The organism is Nocardia miyunensis NBRC 108239, from assembly GCF_001613065.1.
In the GTDB taxonomy this organism is placed as follows: Bacteria; Actinomycetota; Actinomycetes; order Mycobacteriales; family Mycobacteriaceae; genus Nocardia; species Nocardia miyunensis.
The window spans coordinates 56,983-77,090 of record NZ_BDBQ01000021.1 but is presented as its reverse complement, the minus strand read 5'-3'; the positions used below and the strand labels follow the sequence as shown (position 1 = coordinate 77,090).

2 protein-coding genes are annotated in these 20,108 nt (G+C 69.1%); both read right to left on the bottom strand.

Features of this window, described 5'->3' with window-relative positions:
* Positions 1–92: 92 nt before the first annotated feature.
* A complete protein-coding gene (locus NM2_RS51480) occupies positions 93–14,255 on the bottom strand; it encodes an amino acid adenylation domain-containing protein (RefSeq protein ID WP_067666821.1) in 14,163 nt (4,720 codons plus the stop codon).
* A gap of 284 nt (positions 14,256–14,539) precedes the next feature.
* Positions 14,540–19,711: an AMP-binding protein gene (locus NM2_RS09725; protein WP_084530649.1), complete on the bottom strand. Its 5,172-nt coding sequence runs from the start codon at positions 19,709–19,711 to the stop codon at positions 14,540–14,542.
* Positions 19,712–20,108 lie beyond the last annotated feature (397 nt).

Below are 20,108 nucleotides of genomic sequence, written 5' to 3'. Positions count from 1 at the left end.
GATACGTGACGAACAGCCGCCTTATCATGCCGGATCGTCACTGTCCGAGGCGATTTCAGCCACGCGGGGCATCCGGCCGGGATTGCGGAACATTATCGGCCGACCCCGGCATCGCTCGGCGCGGGCTCGATATGCAGGTCCAGATCGGCGATCAGGGTCTGCGGCGCTGCCGCGATCTGCCGGATCACCGATGCAAGCCCGTAGGCCAGAACATTCGCCACGGATTCGCTGACCGCCTCGGTCAGATAGCGCAGCGACAGGCGGATCGGCCCGTTCAGCACCACGGCCACCGCGACCCGATCGGCGAACGCGGGCGCCGAATCGACCTCGTCGATGCGGATGCCGTCGACGATTCCGGACAGTTCGGCCAGGTCGGCCGCGTCGTCCCGGAACATCACCACCGAATCCAGCAGCCGATCCACACCCAGCGACCGGGCCATATCGGCCTGACTCGGGCAGTAGTAACCGGGCCGGGCCGACCACTCGGCGCGGATCCGCAGCAGCAATTCCTCCAGGGACTCCTCGGGTTCCGGACGTACCCGCACCGGAACGATGCCGCCGAACCGGCCCACCATGGTGTCGATATGCGGCACCTGCGGTGATCGACCGGGCGCGGCGACGCCGAACACCACGTCGTCGCGATCGGCGAACCGCCCGAGCAGCAGACCCCAGGACGCCTGCACCACCATCTGCACCGTCACGCCGAGGCGGGTGGCCAGACCACTGAGCTCCACGGCGTCGGCGGGTTGCAGTTCCACCGCTACTTCCGCAGTGGCCGAAGAGATTTCGCGATCGGCGTCAGCGTGCCCGAGCAACGCCGGCGCGCGATATCCGGACAGCGCCTCCCGCCAGACCGCCCGCGCCGCGGGGCCGTTCTGCGCGGCCAGCCACGTCGGGTAGGCGCGATACGGATACACCGCGGGCAGTTGCCGCGAGCGCGGACCGCGCGCGTAGACGGTGAGCAGATCACGCATCACCAGCCGCAACGACCGATCGTCGAGCAGCAGCGGATGCGCGGTGAGCAGGATCCGGTGCGTGGTACTCGCCGATTTCAGCAGTGCGAACCGGATCAGCGGCGCAGAGTACGGATCGAACGGCGCGAGTCGCTCCGCGGCCTGGTAATGCTCCACCTCGGCCCGTGCCTCGGTCGTCGCCAGGTCGGTGAAATCGACTGTCCGCCAAGATATGTCGACAGGATCCGAAACCACCTGCACCGGTCCGCCCGGCCATTCGCCGAAGGCCACGCGCAGCCCGTCGTGCCGATCGAGTACCGCCTGCGCGGACAGGCGCAGGCGCCGGTCGTCGAGCGGGCCGCGCAGGTCGACGGCGAACTGGGCCGCATCGGCAGTGTGCGCGGTCGCGAGCAGGCCCGCCTGGCCGGGTGAGACCGGCCAGATCTCGGCGAGATCCGGGTGGTCGTACCGGAGCCGGTCGATATCGTCCTGGGTGAGCGGCACCATCGGGAAATCGGAAGGTGTGAAACCGCCTGCCTCCGGCCGGGTTCCGTGTTCGGCGAGGCCGCCGAGCGATCGAACCCAGTGTCCGGCAAGCTCCTTGACCTCATCCGCGTCCAGAATCGCTGACGCGTAATCGAATCGGGCCCGGAAGCCCTCCGCGGTCGCGTCCACGGTGATGTCGAGGAACAGATCGGCGGCCGGAGTGTCCGGGTAGGGGCGCGCGGGCCGCAGGTCGCGATAGCGGAATGCCGTGCGGCCGTAGGCCAGTGCCGCCATCTCGGGCACGGTCGCCGGATCGAGATAACGCAGCAGCCCGTAGTGCGCACCACCCGCGGGCACCGTGCGACGCTGTTCCTTCACCCGGGAGATGGCCGCACCGGCCGCCGCACCGCCGCTCAGGGCGTCGTCCAGGTCGACACCGTCGATATTCGGCGCCAGCGGATGGGTGGCGGTGAATCCGCCTACCGCACCGGCGGATTCGCCTCCCGCGACCGAACGGCCGTCCACGGTCAGCTGCACCACCGGGCCGAGGATCTCGGCCGCGCGGGTGTCCGGCCGCATGGCCAACGCGAGCGCCGTCAGCAGAACGTCCTCGACGTCCGCGTGGTACGCGGCCGCGACCGAGGCCACCGCCGCCGCGCCCTCCTCGGTGATCACCAGCGACACCCGCCCGCGAGCGGTGAGATCCACACCGTCGAAAGGACCTTCGGCGGGCAGATCGGCCAGTGCGCGCCGCCACCAGGACACCTCGCCGCGCACCGAATCGTCGGCGGCGCGACCGGCGAGCGCGTGCGCGACTCGGTCGGGTGCGGCCTCGCCCAGGAGCGTGTGGCCGCCCGACCATGCCTGGGACAGTTCGTCGATGATGATCCGCCACGAGGCGTCGTCCACGACCAGGCCGTTGGCCGCCACCACGAGGATGCGCGAATCGTCCTGTGGATCAGCCGATTCCGGCGGATCGATCAGGCCGAAGCCGATATTGCGGCCCTGTCCGGGATCCAGCTCCACGGCCAGTGTGCGCACCGCCATCTCCGCGACGCCCTCGGAGTACACGAAACGGCGCGGTGATATTTCCGGGGGCGTCTGCGTGAGCACCAGCCGGGCCTCGCGTGCCGAGCCCGCGAAGACGGGCGACCAGGCGCGCAGCGGGTCGTCACCGGACCGGCCCGGGGCCGCCAGACGGGCCGAGAGCAGCGGATGCCGGTTCAGGACCGTCTGCACGGCGGCACGGATGTTCTCCGTGGGCACTCCGGCCGGAACGTCCAGGGCGATGGCGCGACTCTCCCGGCCGGAGGGGTCGATCTCCAGCAGGCGCACCGCTCGCGGCGGTAGCGGGAGTGAGCCGTGTTCGTGCGACTCGGTTTCCGGGATCGACGGTATCGATCCGGCGGGTGCATCCGGTTCGGTGGGTTCGGCTGCCCGCGCGCCGCGCTGCGGGAGGGCGGGAACGAGTGGGCCGTGGTCCGAGAGTGCCTGTCGCGTTCGGGTGCGCAACGGCGCGGACAAGGCTGTGACGCTGTCGAATTCCTCCGGGGGCGGGGCGCTCGCGCGGGCCTCGGCGATGATTCGTTCCGCGGGGGTCATGGAGCGTTCGGGCGGTGCGGAAAGCCCGTGTTGTTCGGAGTACTCGGGGTGTTGCTGTTCGGAGTACTCCGGCTGCTCAGGGTATTCGGACTGGTCGGCGTAACCGAACTGCTCCGACTGCTCGGAGAATTCGGCGGGCTCGGGCTGCCCCGACTGGTCGGCGTAATCGCGCTGTTCTGTGTATCCGGACTGCTCGGCGTAACCGGACTGGTCGGCGTAACCGGACTGGTCGGCATACCCGGATTGCTCGGCATACCCGGACTGGTCGGCATACCCGGATTGCTCGGCATAGCCGGATTGCTCGGCATAGCCGCCGGACTGGTCGGCATACCCGGATTGCTCGGCATAGCCGGACTGCTCGGCATAGCCGGACTGCTCGGAGTAGTCGGCGCCCTCCGGGTACGCGGGCTGCTCCGAGTACCCGGCTTGTTTCGAGTACCCGGCATGCGTCGAATAGTCGGTCTGCTCCGAATATTCGGCTTGCTCGGAGTGCCAACGTCCTTCGGCCGACGGCAGGTCTTCGGCGCCGGAACCGTAATGCGACAGTTCGTCCGCAGGGTCGTCGGATCCCGAAAGATCTTGGTAATCAGGCAGATACGACTCTGGTTCGGCCGATTCCTCCTCTGCCACCGCGCGATCGGTCACCACGACCTCGACGCCGTCCAGGGATGCGGGATCGACCGTTCGCAGCGCCGCCTCGGGCAGGAAGGCGTGCGTCACCCGTTCGGAGCGGATCAGCCGTGCCAGCTCCGGTCCGCCGCCGATGGTCGCGGGAGCCACGACCAGCGCCGCGCCCGCGCCCAGGGCCAGGACCAGCTCGAGCACCGCCTCGTCGGAGGACGGCGCGGCCAGTGCCAGTACCCGTGAATCATGGTGCAGCCGATAGTGACTCGCCTGCTCGGCCAGATCGGCCAGGTCCTCGTGGGCCACCACGATGCCCTGGCTGTGATCGATGTCGGCCGCCCCGTACAAGACGTACGCGCCGTCGTCCTGAAGCAGGCCGGTGATTCGCTCGGCATCCGAAATCGGTTCGCCCGACTGCGAATCCACCTCCGCGGCGAAATTCGGGTGGTCCAGGACCAGCCATTCGCCGTCGATCTGCGGCAGGCCCGCGACCACGGCGCGAACCGTCACGCCCAGGATCGCACCGGAATCCGACACCAGATCGGTGATCCGATCACCGGGCAGACTCGGCTCGACCGGCACCACCGCCGCGCCGGTCTTGGCGACCGACCACAGCGTCACCAGCGCCTCGAGCGAGCGCGGAATCGCCACGGCCACCGGCTTCTCCGGTCCGGCGCCGAGTTGGATGAGTCGCCGCGCCAGCTTGGACGAGGCGCGGTCGAGCTGGGTGTAGGTGAAGCTGCGTCCTCGGAACACCACCGCCGGACCGTCCGGATTCGCCGCCACGGCGGCGGCCATCACCTCCGGGATGGTGCGCGGCCGGGCAGCCTGCTCACCCAGTTGAACCGGCGCGCCCAGGGCGACCGACCAGAATTCCCAGACCGACAGATCGAATGTCGAGGCCGTCGCAAGCAATGCCCGACCATCGGCATCGAGACCGAATTCGGTTGTGCTGCCAGTCAATTGACCAACCGCGTCGGCATGCGAGACGACCACCCGCTCGGCCCCGGCGGACTGGATGACCCATGCCGGATGGTCCGCGCGCAGGGGTTCGATCCGCTCGCCATCCACGAGCCGATGGGTCGGAATGCCCTCCAGATTCAGCTTGTCGACGCGTACGACCATGGGCTGTCCGTCCGTGGCGGGCCGATGCGCGGGCGTGCGCCCGATCGGGCTCAGCAGCTCGGTCGGCGCGTCGAAACTCCCGTCCCCACCGGGGCGATTCGAGGCGACGAAGGGGTACTCCGCGTCGGCCAGGACACATACCGGCCTGGCGCCCGCCAGGATCTCCCGGTTGCGTTCCACCGCGCCCTCCGGATCGACGGGCAGCGACGCACCCCCTGCCTTCGCCACCGCATACACGGCCACGCCGAGATCCAACGAGCGCCGAACCGCCAGCGCCACAACCGATCCCCGCCCGACGCCGAGCGAGATCAGATACCGGGCCAACCGATTGGCCCACGCATCCAGATCCCCGATGGTGAACCCCGTTGCCCCACCGGCATTCTCGGCCGAGGAGGTAATGATCCCCACCGCCTGGGGACCGGCCTCCGCGACCTCCTCCAGCATCGAGACCAGAGTCGGACCGTCACCGGCCCCGCCGAAGCTCGCATCGTGGCCTACTTCGGCCTCTCGCCGCCATCCGGAATCCACGATCCCATGCTCGGCCAGATCTGCGCGTCCGTCATCGCCGGACTCGAAACCCCAACTGCTCCTGTCGGATTCGCTCCCCGAGGCGACAATGTCGCTCTCATCGACGGCACCGCCCCGCGAGTCGAGCACGGAATCGTCGTGGGCAGCGTCACTCGTGCCCGCCGAATCCCAGCGCCCGCTGCCGGATTCGTCGCGATGGATCTCATCCACAGACTCGTCCACCGGCTCCGAATCATCGGACCCGTATCCGATCTGATCCACGGACTCGGCTTCATCACCCGACCCGGAATTCTGTCGCAGGCCGCGAAGCCCGAAGACCGATCCCCTGGCTGTCCCGGATTCCTGTTGTCCGGTACCGGAATCACCAGCATCGCCCTCGGCCGCCGCCGAGCCACGAGAACGTCCCGGCTCGTCGGCTGTTCCGACATCTCCGCGCCGCTCAGCCGCGGCCGCAGCCGCCGCTGCCCGACGAGGCAACGCGAACCGCTGACCGGTACCAATCCGATCGACAGCGCCGACGTCCCGGCGGTCCCCTTCGGCATCGCTCGCACCGGCCGATGAGAAACCACGCGGCGACTGCGATTCACCACTCCCGCTCCCCTCGTCAGCTTCCGCCGCGGCAGCACGAGTACCACCACGCCGAGCCAGCGGCGGAAGTGCATCGATTCGGTCAGCCGAGTCAACCTCCCCGCCGCCCTCATCGCCAACGCCGTCCCCGACCGATGTGAAACCACGCGGCGACTGCGATTCACCACTCGCGCGCCGGTCATCCGCGTCCACACCCCGACGAGGCAGCGCAACCTGCCCACCAGCATCAACCCGGCTCGCCGAATCGACATCCCGATGACGCTCATCGGCATCACTGTCACCAACCGATGCGAAACCACGCGGCGACTGCGATTCACCACTCGCGCGCCGGTCATCCGCATCCACACCCCGACGAGGCAGCGCAACCTGCCCACCAGCATCAACCCGGCTCGCCGAATCGACATCCCGATGACGCTCATCGGCATCACTGTCACCAACCGATGCGAAACCACGCGGCGACTGCGGACCACCACTCGCGCGCCGGTCATCCGCGTCCGCACCCCGGCGAGGCAAGGTGAACGACCGACCCGAATCAGACCGGTCGGCCGAATCGGCATCGCTGTCGGCGACCGGAGTGGAGCCGCCGGGTGACTGCGCCTCATCGACGCCGCGGCGCTTGTCGGTTTCCGTTGCGGCAGATGGGTTCCCGCGACGCCGGGCCAACCGTGGGAGGTTTGCGGGCGCAGTAGGGCGATGGTCGGGGTCGGAATCCTGGGAGCCGGTGTCGGCCGGTGTTGCGCCGAGTACGAATGGAACACGTTCGGCGTCGGCCGGGGCCGGGGCCGGGATCGTCAGGGCGGCAAGGGATTCGGCGGTGTCTGCTGGTGTGGCCGCGTCGCGTGACCCCGCGGGTGGTTCGAGGGTGCCGATGCCGATGGCGCCCAACGGTCGGGCGGGGTCGGTGACGAGGGTGGTCAGGAGGCCGGTCAGGTCGGCGGTCAGGGCTTCGGCGGCGGTGCTGTCGAAAAGGTCTGTGGCATAGGTGATTCGGCCATCGATGCCGGACGGGTTGCCGTCGGAGTCGTAGGTTTCGGTGACGGTCAGGTTCAGATCGACCGGCGAGACCTCCAGCTGGGTATCGATGTCCTCGACCGTCAGGCCGGGCAGGTCCACCGTGATGTGCGCGGGGGCCCGCACCGACAGACCCACCTGGAACAGGGGGTTGTGTGCGGCGGTCCGGCGGACGTCGAGCGCCTCCACCAGGCTGGCGAACGGCAGGTCCGCGTGCGCGAACGCCTGCTCCTGCCTGTCCCGCTGGCGAATCAGCAGATCGCTGAACGACTCCGCGGAATCCAGGCGCGTGCGCAACACCACGGTATTGACGAACGCCCCGATCAGATCCTCGAATTCGCCCGCGGCGCGACCCGGAACCGGCGCGCCGATCGCGATGTCGTCACCGTTCGAGAGGCGGGCCAGGAATGCCGCGACCGCGGTCTCCAGGACGGTGAACAGGGTCGTCCCATGGGTGTGCGCGAGTTCCAGCAGGGCCGTGTGGGTGGCGGCATCGATGTGGATGCCGGTCCACGCGCCGACCATCGATGCGACCGCCGGACGAGGGCGTCCGCCGGGCAGGTCGAGTACCTCGGGCAGCCCCGCGAGTTCATCTCGCCAGTAGGCGATCTGTTGGGCGGCAACCGATTCCGGATCCGACGCCGAGCCGAGCATGGACCGCTGCCAGCGGACGTAGTCCGCGTACTGCGCCGAAAGCGGCGCCCAGCGCGGCGAATGATCGGCGGTCCGCGCCGCGTAGGCCGCCATCAGATCGCCGACGATCGGGCCGAGCGCGGAGCTGTCCGCGGCGATGCGGTGCAGGACCACCGCGAGGACGTATTCCCGGCGCGAACCCGGTGCCGGATCACCGATTTCGAACAACTGCGTCCGCAGCGGCAGCTCGGTGGTCAGGTCGAACGGCGCGGCCGCCAACTCCCGCACCGCCGCCGCCACCTCGGCCCCGGCGATGCGCCGCGCCGTCAGCGGGGGGCGCGACTCGGCGGGCAGCACTCGCTGTACGACATCCGAATCAGCTTCTTCCGCAGCGGAATACACCGTGCGCAGCACCTCGTGCCGAGCGATCACGTCGTCCACCGCCGAACCCAGCGCGTCCACATCCAGGCTTCCGGCCAGCCGCAACGCGAACGGCAGGTGGTAGGCCGCCGGAACATGCCCGCCCGCACCACGGTCCGACTGCTCGAGCGCCCAGAGCCACTCCTGCGCGGGCGACAACGCCACCGGCTCGACATCCGCCCGCACCGCCGCATCCGACTCCGGCTCCTGCGGCGCCGAGGGCCGAGGCAGCAGCATCGTCTGTGGTTCCTGCCGAGAATCGTCGTCCGACAACGATTCCGGTGTCGGCTCCGAGTCCGCCGGGGACGGCGATCCGCCACCCGAACGCAATCCACGATCGAACCCCGCCCGCAGCGATGACAGCCCGGACTGCGGCCTGACCGAATCCTGCTCCACGGCCGACACAGGCTCTTCGGACTTCGAACGCCCGTCGCCGGTCGCATCGGTCACCCGCGACGAGACCACCCGCGGCGACCATCCCGCGGCCCGACGCGGCAACCGACCGGACACCGAATGCGAAGACGAATCCGTCCGATCATCATCCGCCGACTCGGACTTCGGCGAGGACACCACCCGCGGCGACCAACCGGCCCGCGATCGCGCCCCTCGATCGACTCCGGACCGCAGCTCGGATACATCCGAATCATCCGGCCCCGAGCCCGCATCCGCCTCCAGCGCAGTATCATCCGAGTCCGACGTGGCGTCGGCCTCGTCGTCGACAGCTCGGCGACGAGCCTCACCACGAGAGCGACGCGGAAGTTTCGCACGAGACTCCGACTCTGGCGAATTCGCTTCCAGCGCAGTATGATCCGAGTCTGATGTGGCGTCGGCCTCGTCGGCGACGGCTCGGCGGCGAGCCTCACCCCGTGACCGGCGCGGAAGTTTCGCACGAGACTCCGACTCCGTCGAATCCGATCCCGCCGACGCGTCCGAATCCGGCAGCGGACCGAGCTTCCACTGCTTGGACAACCACCCCGACTCCGCGGCGGGATCCGACTCGCTCTGCACCGAAGCCCCGCTCTGCGCCGACGACGGCGAAACGGAATCGGGCGTGCGACGCGGCTCGAGAGACTCGACCCGCACGACCTTCAGCGAGGACGACGTTTCGACGCCGAGTGAGGGATCCGGCAGCGCGCGACGGTCGAGTTTCCCCGCGGCCGTGCGCGGTAGCGCTTCCATCGGCACGACGACGTCCGGAATGAGTTCCTCCGGAAGAACTTCCGCCAGCGAGGCGGCCACCCGCTCGGTGACGATCCGCTTCTCGGGGCGCGGCGCGACATAGGCGACGAGCCGGTCGTCCCGGGCCACGACCACCGCATCCCCGACCGAGGACTGGGCGAGCAGGGCGGCCTCGATCTCGCCGGGTTCGATCCGGCGACCGCCGAGATTGATCTGAAAGTCCGTGCGTCCCAGGAAGTCCAGACGCGCGGGCAACTCGCCCGATCCCTCCCGCCAGACGACCAGATCGCCGGTGCGGTACATCCGCGCTCCGGCGTCCCGATCCGAGAACGGATCCGCCACGAACCGATCTGCGGTCAGATCGGGCCGGTCCGCATAGCCGCGAGCCAGTGCCGCGCCCGCGAGATACAACTCACCCGGGACGCCCACCGGCACCGGGCGCAACCGGTTGTCCAGCACGTAGACCCGAGTGTTCCACTGCGGCAACCCGATCGGCACATTCGCACCGTCCGCGCTCCCGGCGGGCCAGTACGTCACCGAGACCGCGGCCTCGGTCGGACCGTAGAGGTTGTGTACCCGCGCGTCGCTGATCCGCTGGAACGCGGTGACTGTCCGTGCGGGCAGCACCTCGCCGATCACGAAGACCTCCCGCAACGTCGGGCAGATCCCCGGCGCGGTGCGGTCGGTGAATCCCGCGAGCTGCGATGGAACGAAGTCGGTGACCGTAACGCCGTGCGCGATAATGGATTCCGCGAGGTACAGCGGATCGGATCGATCCGGCGCGGCCAACCGCAGCCGCGCCCCGGCCCGCAGCGGCAGGAAGTATCCCCACAGTGAGGCGTCGTAGGTCGGCGGGGTCTTCTGCAGGTACACATCGTCGCCGGCCAGCGGATATGCCGCGAGCATCCAGGCGAGCTGGTGGTCGATGGCCGCATGCGAGACCACCACGCCCTTGGGACGCCCGGTCGACCCCGAGGTGAAGATGACGTAGGCCGGGTGCGCGGGACGCAGCGGACGCGAAAGTTCCTCGGGCCGAACCGGGCTCGGATCGAAGCCGCTCAGATCCATGGTGTCCAGTTTCAGGACCTGCGTATCGGGCGGCACCGGAACCGAATCCGCGACGGTGGTCACCACACAGACCGGTCGCACCGTCTCGAGGATGTACCCGATCCGCTCGGCCGGATGATCCGGATCCACCGGCACGTACGCACCACCGGCGGTCACGATCGCATACATGCCGACCAGCAGATCCAGCGACGGCGCGATCGCCAGGACCACCATGGTCTCCGGCCCGACGCCGCGCGAGATCAGCAGGCGTGCAAGTTGATTCACCCGAGTGTCGAACTCGGCGTAGGTCAGCTCGAGGTCGGCACTCGACACCGCGATCGCGTCCGAATGCTCCCGCACCGCGCGCCGGTAACCGTCCAGCAGCAGCCCCGGCTCGACCGCGTACCGAGTGTTGTTCCAGTCGCCGAGGATTCGCATCCGCTCGTCCGGCTGCAACAACTCCACGTCCCCGACCGGACGGCGCGGATCGGCCGTGACCGCCTCGAGCAGCAGGACGAGACGTTCGGCGAATCCGGCGACGGTGATCTCGTCGAACAGGTCGGTGGCATAGGTGAACGTGGCCGACAAACCGTCGGGCGCACCATCCCGCTCACGCGGGAAAACGTTCAGCCGCAGCTCGAATTCCGCGACGCCGCTGTCGAATTCGACTGCGGTAGCCAACAATCCGGGCAGATTCACCTGCGTGAGTTCCCGCTCCCGTACCGTCAGCGCGATCCGCAACCACGACGGATACGCCCGCGCGGATTCTCCCAGCGCCTCGGCCAGCAGCCCGAACGGCAACTCGGCATGCTCGAATGCGGACAGATCCTCGCGGGTCACCGCCGCCAGCAGATCGGCGAAGGACATGGTCGGGTCCAGCCGAGCGCGCAGCACCAGCGGATTCTCGAAAAGGCCTATGGCGCTGTCGAGTTCATGCGCCTCTCGGCCCGGAGCCGAGGCGCCCACGACGATGTCACCGGCGCCCGACAGCCGTCCGAGCAGTGCGGCGAATCCCGCGTGCAGAACGGTGAACAGCGTGCCGCCCGCGGCACGGGCGAGTTCGAGGAGTCCGGCGTGCACTCCGCGATCCACCGTGAAGGCATATGCCGCACCGCGCCCCGACGGTGTCGCGGGCCGGGGCCGGTCCGCCGGAAGATCCGGCCCGTCCGCGATCCCCGCCAAAGTCGTTCGCCAGTAGTCGATCTCCCGTGCAGCCAGCGAATCCGGTTGCGCCGCATCGCCGAGCACCGACCGCTGCCACAGCGCATAGTCGGCATATTGCACCGGCAGCGGGGACCACGACGGCCTGGCCCGGTTGCGCCGCCCCAGCAGAGCCACCGCGAGATCGCGCAGGAACGGCGTCACGCTGGCCTCGTCCGCGGCGATGCGATGCGCCACGACGACGACCACGTGTTCGTCCTCGGTGATCTGGGCGACGCCGATCCGGACCGGGATCTCGGTGGTCACGTCGAAGGCGAGCCGCGCGTAGTCGCCCAGCCAGTCCTCGATCTCGGATTCGGCCAGCGGTTCCGGCGTCAGATCCGCGAGCACTTTATCCAGCGGCAGCACGACCTGATAGCCGCGGCCGTCGGCCACCGGATAGACCGTCCGCAGCATCTCGTGCCGCTCGATGACGTCGACCACCGCGACCTGCAGCGCCTCCACCCGCATCCGCCCGCTGATCCGCACCGCGAAGCACACGTTGTGCGCCACGGTCTCGGGATCGGCCCGATTGAGCCGCCACATCCGCTCCTGCGCCGCCGACAACGGCGCCCCGGGCCATACCGCGTCCTCGAATTCCACGGTCGTCGAGGGCCGCGGCATCGCCGTCAACGGAATCACCGCGTCGCGCGAAACCGGCTCCCGCGCACCGGCCGGATCCGCCAATGACTGAACGCCTTCCGCCGCCTCGAACGAAACATTCGCGGAATTCCCTTCCGCAGCGGCGATTTCTCCGTCCGGAACTTCTTCCCGCCGCACGCCCGATTCCTCCGAATCGACCGAATTACTTTCAGCGAGCCGATCGCTCTCCGACTTCACGCCCGATGAAATATCGGCGAGAACCGAACCCGCACCGGCACTTTCCGCAGTCCGCCCCCACTGGTCGTGCGCACTCTCCACCGGCAGCGGATCGATCCCACTCTCCGCCTCCGGCAATACGTCAGCCGTGCGCGCAACCGAATCGGCACTTTCGCCGCCCAGAGAATCCGCAGACCCCGACCCGCCGGGCGAATCCTGCACGGCGAGCGACCGATCGCTCTCCGCCCCAACGGACGAATCCGAACCCGCGAGCGCAACTTTAGCCTGAGCCGAATCCCCGAGCCGCGAATCCGGCCCCCATCCAGCAGGTGAATCCTCCACCGCCAACGGCCGATCAACCGCCACATCGGACGACGCCTCGGCGGGATCCGCACCCGTGACGCTCGAACCGACCTGAGCCGAATCACCGAGCCCCCGACCGGAACCCCACCCAGCAGGTGAATTCTCCACTGTCAGTGGCCGATCAACCCCCGACACGTCCGACGACGCCTCGGCAGGACCCGCACCTGTCACGCTCGAACCGACCTGAGCCGAATCCCCGAGCCGCAAGCCCGAATTCCACCCGCCGGACGAATCCTGCACCGTCCGCGGACGATCAACCGTCACATCGGACGGGACATCCCCGGAAACCGCGTCCGACGCGACACTCTCCCCGCCGACACCCGCACCTTCGACGCTCGGATCGGACGAGCCCCCGCCCGACGCCCGCTCGAGCCGGTTCCGCGCACCGGGCATGACGCCGGCCGCCACCACCGGTGAGGCCGGCCCGATGTACTCGACGGATCCGTCGGACGAGCGACGCACCAGATCCCCGGTGCGGAACAGCCGGGAATCGGCCGCGGAGAGCCCGACACCGTCGGGACCGCCGAGGAACGGATTCGCCACGAAATGCGCCGCGGTCTGCGACGGTCGCCGCAGATATCCGCGCGCCAGCTGCGCACCGGCGACGTACAGCTCGCCGATTTCCCCGTCCGGGACCGGTGAAAGCCGTTCGTCCAGAACGTATTCGGTGACCCCGGGGTTCGGCGCACCGATTCCCCGCGCCTCGGCCGGCGAATGCGGCGCGCCGACGTTGGTCAGAACAGTGGTCTCCGCGGAGCCGTATCCGTGCAGGAAACGGCGCACGGCCGCACCGAACGGGCCCGCACCGATCGGCTGCGTCCACCGGTCCACCAGCTCCGGCGGATACTCCCGGCCCGCGCAGATCACCACGCGCAGCTCGTCCAGCCCGTCCGGATCCATCGCCTCCAGCACCTCGGACGGCAGATAGGCGTGCGTGACGTCCTCGCGCGACAGCAGCGGAGCCAGTTCCTCGCCGCCGCGCACGGTCGGCGCGGCCACCACCATCGTGGCAGCCCCGCCGACGGCGAGCAGCAGTTCCAGCACCGACGCGTCGTCCGAGGGGGCCGCGAAGGCCAACGTCCGCGAATCGCCGTCGGCCTGATAACGCGCCCGCTGCGCATCGGACAGCACCGATAGTCCTGCCTGGGCGACGACGACGCCGTGCGGTGCGCCGATCGCGTCGACGGTGTACACCACGTAGGCCGGATGTTCCGCGCGCAGCGGCCGCAGCCGATCGGCGTAGGTGACCGGGTCGGCGGCGAATTGCTCCAGCTCGATGGCGATTCCGGCGGTGTCGACGGCCAGCCAGGGCGTCGTGCCGGGCAGTGCGGGACGGATCGCGGCGACGGTCAGGCCCAGCACCACCCCGGAATCCACGACGATGTGCGCGATGCGCTGGGCCGGGTCGTCCGGATCCACCGGCACGAAGCCCGCGCCCGATTTGGCGACCGCCCACAGCGCGACCACCGCCTCGAGCGACCGCGGAAAAGCCACGGCCACCAGGTCTTCCGGGCCGATCCCGCGGGCGATCAGCAGTCGCGCCAGGCGGGTGGATCGTTCGTCCAGTTCGGCGTAGGTCAGCTCGGCGAGCGTGCCCGTCGCATCCGCCAGGACGATCGCGATGCCGTCCGGATCGGCCTCGACCGCGGTCGACATCAGCTGGGGCAGGGTGACCACGCGGGTCCGGCGGCTGCGGGACGGCCGGGGGCGGGGGCGACTCGGAACGCTCATGCCGGAATCCCTTGCCGGGTCACGTTGCGCCGTCCGAACACCCGAAGCACGTTGCCTCACACCCTGCCTGTTGTTGCTCATGCGCCGCTGGGACGCCACCCTCGATCAATCGAGCACGACGGCGTCCGATAATCACCGTCGTACGGATATTCCGTGGCGGAGGGTAGCCGCCCGCGGAACCAGACCATTGTGGAGTACGGAGCCCCGATGGTCACCCGGTGGGCCGGAATTCACCGGATCAACTCGTCGAGCACCATGAACGCCTGGACGACCCCGAAGCCCCCGACCGGCACCGGACCATTGTCCAGCACGACCGCGCGCAAATCCACCAGGGGGTGCGGATCCAGCCCCGCGAGCCCGGCCGGATCGGTGAACAGATGCGTCACCCATTCCGCGGCCAGCGCCGCGGCATCCTCATTCTCCGGCAGCGCGAGCGCGGCCCCCGCCACACCGGCCGCCACGATTTCCAGCAATGCGGCCGGGGAGTGCGGCGACCCCCGATGAAAGGTGCGCGATTCGATATCCAATTCGGTGCCCGAACGCAATCGATCCACCACCGCGGCCAATTCGTCGTAGCCGAGCACGGTGCCCGGGGTGGCGAATGCCGGATCACCACCGCGCAGGGCACGGGTGCGATCGGCATAGGTGACCGGATGGGCGGATCGGCTCTCGATCTCGGCGGCGACCTGCGGCTCCGCCGGAACCAGCCATTCGATGCGAGGATCCCACATCGGCAGGTCCGACAACCCGACCGCCACCTCCGGCCCCGGCTCGGCGTCTCCCGTGAAGACCACTGCCGCACCGGCTTTCAGCACCGCCCAGACGGCCACCGCGGCATCGATCCCGCGATCGAACCGGACCGCCACGCCGACGCCCGGACCGCAGCCGCGGTCGATCAGCAGCCGCGCCAACCGTGAGGACCGCGCGTCGAGTTCGGCGTAGGACACCTGGGCCGCACCGGACACCAGCGCGGGGCCATCCGGATCGTTCTCGACGATCGTCGCCAGCGTCTGCGACAGCGCGGGTCCGGCGCCACTGGCCGTCCAACCGTCCCTCGGTATGGATTCCGTTGTGAAATCGTCTGATTCGGGCATGTCGAGGAGAACCTCGTCCGCGAATCCGACCGGCATGTCCGGCGCATCCGGCCGAATCCGCTCCCTGCGCCCGACGTACTCGAGGACGGCCTCGCCACCGAAGCCGATCCATCGCCCTTCATCACCCGTGCGATACATCCGAGATCCCGGCTCGCCGAACGGATTCGCCACGAACCGCGTCGCGGTCAGCCCCGCGCGCCCCGGATAACCGCGAGCGAGCTGCCCACCCGCGAGGTACATCTCCCCGGCCACACCCATCGGAGCCGGATGCAACCGCTCGTCCAGCACGAAACCGGCCAGACCCGGCAGCGCCCGCCCGATCGCGCTCACCGGATCGTCCGCCAGATGCTCGTCCACCGCCAGGCACGACGCGTGCACCGTGGACTCGGCGAGTCCGTACATGTTCGCCAGCTGCGGCGCATGCGACATGTGCCGCTCGTACCAGCGCCGCACCGACCACGGATTCAATCCCACCCCGCCCAGCACCAGATAGCGCAACGCGAGCCTGGCAGAGCCGCCCGATTCGCTGCCGCTCGCGGCCCGATCGGCCTCGACCAGCCCGTCGAACTCCGCCGGCGTCTGCTGCAACACCGTCACCTGCTCACGAATCAGCAACTCCCGGAACGTCTCCGGCGACAGTGACGTCGGCTGGTCGACCACCACGACCGCCGCGCCGGTCGCCAGGGCACACCACAACTCCCACACCGAGAGATCGACCGCATACGAATGGCACAGCGCCCACACATCGGTCTCGACGACGTCGAACAGCGGCCGGGCGTTCACGAACAGCTCGAGCACATTGCGATGGGTGACGGCCGCGGCCCCGGACACACCGGCGGAGTACATCAGGTAGGCCGTATTCGCCGGACGCAGTGCGGAGATCCGATCGGCGTCGGTCACCGGGGTGTCGGGGAAACGCTCGGCCTCGTCCAGCAGGACGACGGTAGTTCCGTTGTGCGGCAGCGAATCCCGCAAGTCGCCCGTGGTCAGCAGGCAGACCGGCGCGGTATCGGCGAGCACGAACTCGAGCGAGTCCGGCCCGGGGGCAGTTCCCGGGGACCGCTGTACGAACAAGTCGGGATCGATCGGGACGTATCCGGCCCCGGCCACGAGCACACCGAGCAACGCCACCGGCAGTTCCGCGGTCCGTTCGACCATCACGGCCACCAGCGATTCCGGCCCGACACCTCGGTCGATCAACGCCCGCGCCACCCGGTTCGCGCGCCGCATCAGATCCCCGAAACTCAGCGTGATCTCCCCGGACCGGATCGCGATCGCACCGGGACGTTCGCGTGCCCGGTCGATGATCAGATCCACCAGCGTCACCGGCGGCACGGCAGCCCCGGACGTATTCCATTCGCGCAGTACGAGTTCGCGCTCACCCGGCATCAGCACGTCGATATCGCCGACGACGACGCGGTCGTCGGCGGTGACGGCGTCGATGACCCGGCCGAAACGATGCGCGAAATCACGCACGGTCGCGTCGTCGAAAAGATCTGTGGCATAGGTGAACCGGGCCGTCATCCCCTCGGCGACGCCGTGCTCGTCGAGGCGTTCGGTCATCGTCAGCTGTAGATCGAATTCGGCTCGCGCGGTGTCGAATTCGATATCGTCGACGGTCAGGCCCGGTAGTTCCGGACGGGTGTGACCGGTGTTCCGCAGGGTCAACGCGACCTGGCACAGCGGATGCCGCGCCGCGGAACGCACCGGATCCAGCTCCTCCGCCAACTGCTCGAACGGTACATCGGCGTTGCCGAGCGCCGCCAGGTCCGTATCGCGCACCGCGGTGAGCAGATCGGCGAATCCGACCCCGGGATCGATACTCGCGCGCAACACCAGCGTATTGGCGAAGATGCCGACGAGCTCGTCCAACGCGACCGCACCGCGTCCGGTGACCGGGGCGGCGATCGCGATGTCGCGGGTGCCGGACAATCGCGCCAGCAGGATGGCCAGCATCGCGTGCAGGACGGTGAACAGGGTCGCGCCGTGCTCGTGCGCCACCCGGTTCAGCACGGTATGCACCCGGGCGTCGATCTCGAATTCCAGCGTCGCGCCACGCTGGGAGGCGATCGGCGGTCGCGGCTGATCCGCGGGCAGCTCACCCTGCTCGTGGAGTCCGGTCAATTCCCCGCGCCAGAACTCGATCTGCTGTGCCGGAATCGAATCCGGATCGTCGTCGGGGCCGAGCACCTCACGCTGCCACAGCGCGTAATCGGCGTACTGCACCTCCAGCGCCGCCCACTCCGGGCGCTCGCCCCGGGCGCGGTCCCGGTAGGCGGTCAACAGGTCCCGGGTCAGCGGACCGATCGAAAAGCCATCTCCCGCAATGCGATGCAGGACGCACACCAGGACGTGATCGGTCTCGCCGGAGGTGAGCACGCGCAGCCGGATCGGCGGTTCGGTGGTCACATCGAATCCGGCGCCGACGATTTCGGATACCGAACCGAGCAGTTCGCTCTCGGCCGCTCGGACCACCGGAACATCCGGCGTCGCACGGGGGTCGGCGATCGGCAGGACGAGTTGGTAACCGGTGCCCCGGAATTCGGGGAATACGGTGCGCAGTATCTCGTGCCGCATCACCAGATCCCGGACGGCGGCGCGCAGTGCCTCGATGTCCAACCGGCCGCCCAGCCGCATCGCCACCGGGATGTTGTCGGTCGCGCTCGTCGGATCGAACCGGTTGCGGGACCATATCCGCTGCTGCGCGTAGGAGAGCGGGATCCGCTCCGGACGCGGCATGGGCCGCAGCTCCCGGGCGGACACCGCGTCCACGTGCCGCGCGATCCGCTCGGCCAGGCCCCGCACCGTGGAGGCCTCGAAGACGAACCGGGCCGGTATCCACAACCCCAGCGCGGCGCCGATCCGCGCCGCGGCCACGGCGGCCAGCGGTGGATCCCCGCCCAGTTCGAAGAAGTCGTCGGTGGTCTCGATTCGGCGCGGCTCGGCGTCGGCGGGACTCAGCATTGCGGCGAACGTCTCCGCGACGGTCCGCTCCAGCAACGCGGACGCGACCGGCCCGCGCATCGCGGAGGTCGGCTCGGGCAATCGCGCGACGAATTCGATGGAACCGTCGGAGTCGTTGCGCCGCACCAGATCTCCCGTCCGGAACAAGCGCAGGCCGGGCTGTCCGGTTTCCGCGCCGAACGGGCTGGCCACGAACCGTCCCGCGGTCGGCCCCGGGCGGCCCGAATACCCTTGCGCGAGAATCGGTCCGGACAGGTAAAGCTCACCCGCCACGCCCGCGGGCACCGGGCGCAGACGCGAATCCAGCACGAACGCACCGATTCCCGCGATCGGAGTGCCGATCGTCGTGATCTCGCCCGGCTGCACGACGCCGCTGATGGTATCCAGAATCGTCGCCTCGGCAAGCCCGTACGCGGTGTGCACCGCGTGTGGGTCGCGGGCCCATCGCCCGATCGCCTCCGGATCGAACCTGTCGCCGATCACCGCGACGGCCTCGAGGTCGTCGAGGTCCGACGGGTCCACCGACTCGAGTACGTCCGAGGTGATCAGCAGGTGCGTAATCCGTTCGCGCCGCAGCAGTTCCGCGAGCTCGTCACCGGACGACTCCGGCGGGGCGACGATCAGCATCGCACCCGAGGAGAAGGTCAGCATCAACTCCAGCACCGCGAGGTCGGAATCCGGCGCGCCCAGATGCAGCACGCGCGACTCCCCGTCCACCCCGAGCTGTTCGCGCATCGCGTTGACCACGGTGGCCAGACCGGTGTGGGTGACAACGACGCTCCCCGACGAACCGGAGGGCGCCACGAGATAGGCCGGATGCTGCTCGGTGAGCAGGCGCACCCGATCGGTATAGGAGATCGGATGCGCGGCGCGCGCGGCGATGCGTTCACTCGTCCGCACATCGTCGAGTTCGAGCCACTCCACGTCGTCGCCGAGGCCGGCACGGTATGCGGTGATCGTCGAGCCAAGTGCCGCACCGGATTCGGCGAGGACGCGCGCGAGGCGTTCCGGCGGGCAGGCCGGATCCACCGGCACGCAGGCCGCACCGGACTTGGCGACCGCCCAGACCGACAGCACCGATTCGATCGAGCGGTCCATACCCACGGCCACCACATCGCCGGGCCCGATGCCGCGCGCGATCAACTCGCGGGCCAGGCGCGAGGACGCCTCGTCGAACTCCCGATAGCTCAGCTCGCGCGCACCGGCCGGATCACCACTCGAACCCGCCCGGATCGCCACCGCATCGGCGGCCGATTCCACTGCAGCGGTGAGCAATTGACCGAAGAGAGGATTGCCGGAACGTCGGCGACGATTTCCCCGTACGGTACGACGAGCTGTATGCATTCGAGCGGTGTCACCTCTCGCGGTCGGCAGGTCCGCACCGCCGAACAAAGGTCGAGCCCCACTCGCACGGTCCGAGAAAGCATATACGGCTGCGGATCTCGGTGTTGCCGCTGCGGAATGTACCTACCCTGAACCTGCGACGAACCGTATGGAATCGGCCGCTCGCACCGCGCGCTTCGGATGAGCCCGCGCAGCAGGCATCCACACGGGAGCCTGCCCGGCCGTTCGGCAATTCCTACCGGGTCCCGCGTGGATCCACACGCCGCGGTCACCGCGTCTGCGCGAGAACTCCCGCGCCTGACGGTTACTCGCGGCGACACGAACTGTCCCGGCGTACCCGGCACAATAGGCGATCACACGGGACCTCGCCGAGCGGTTCCGCATTACGGCCCGGATT

Coding starts and splice junctions, on each gene's coding strand:
- NM2_RS09725 (WP_084530649.1), bottom strand. CDS start 19,711: ATGCATACAGCTCGTCGTACCGTACGGGGAAATCGTCGCCGACGTTCC.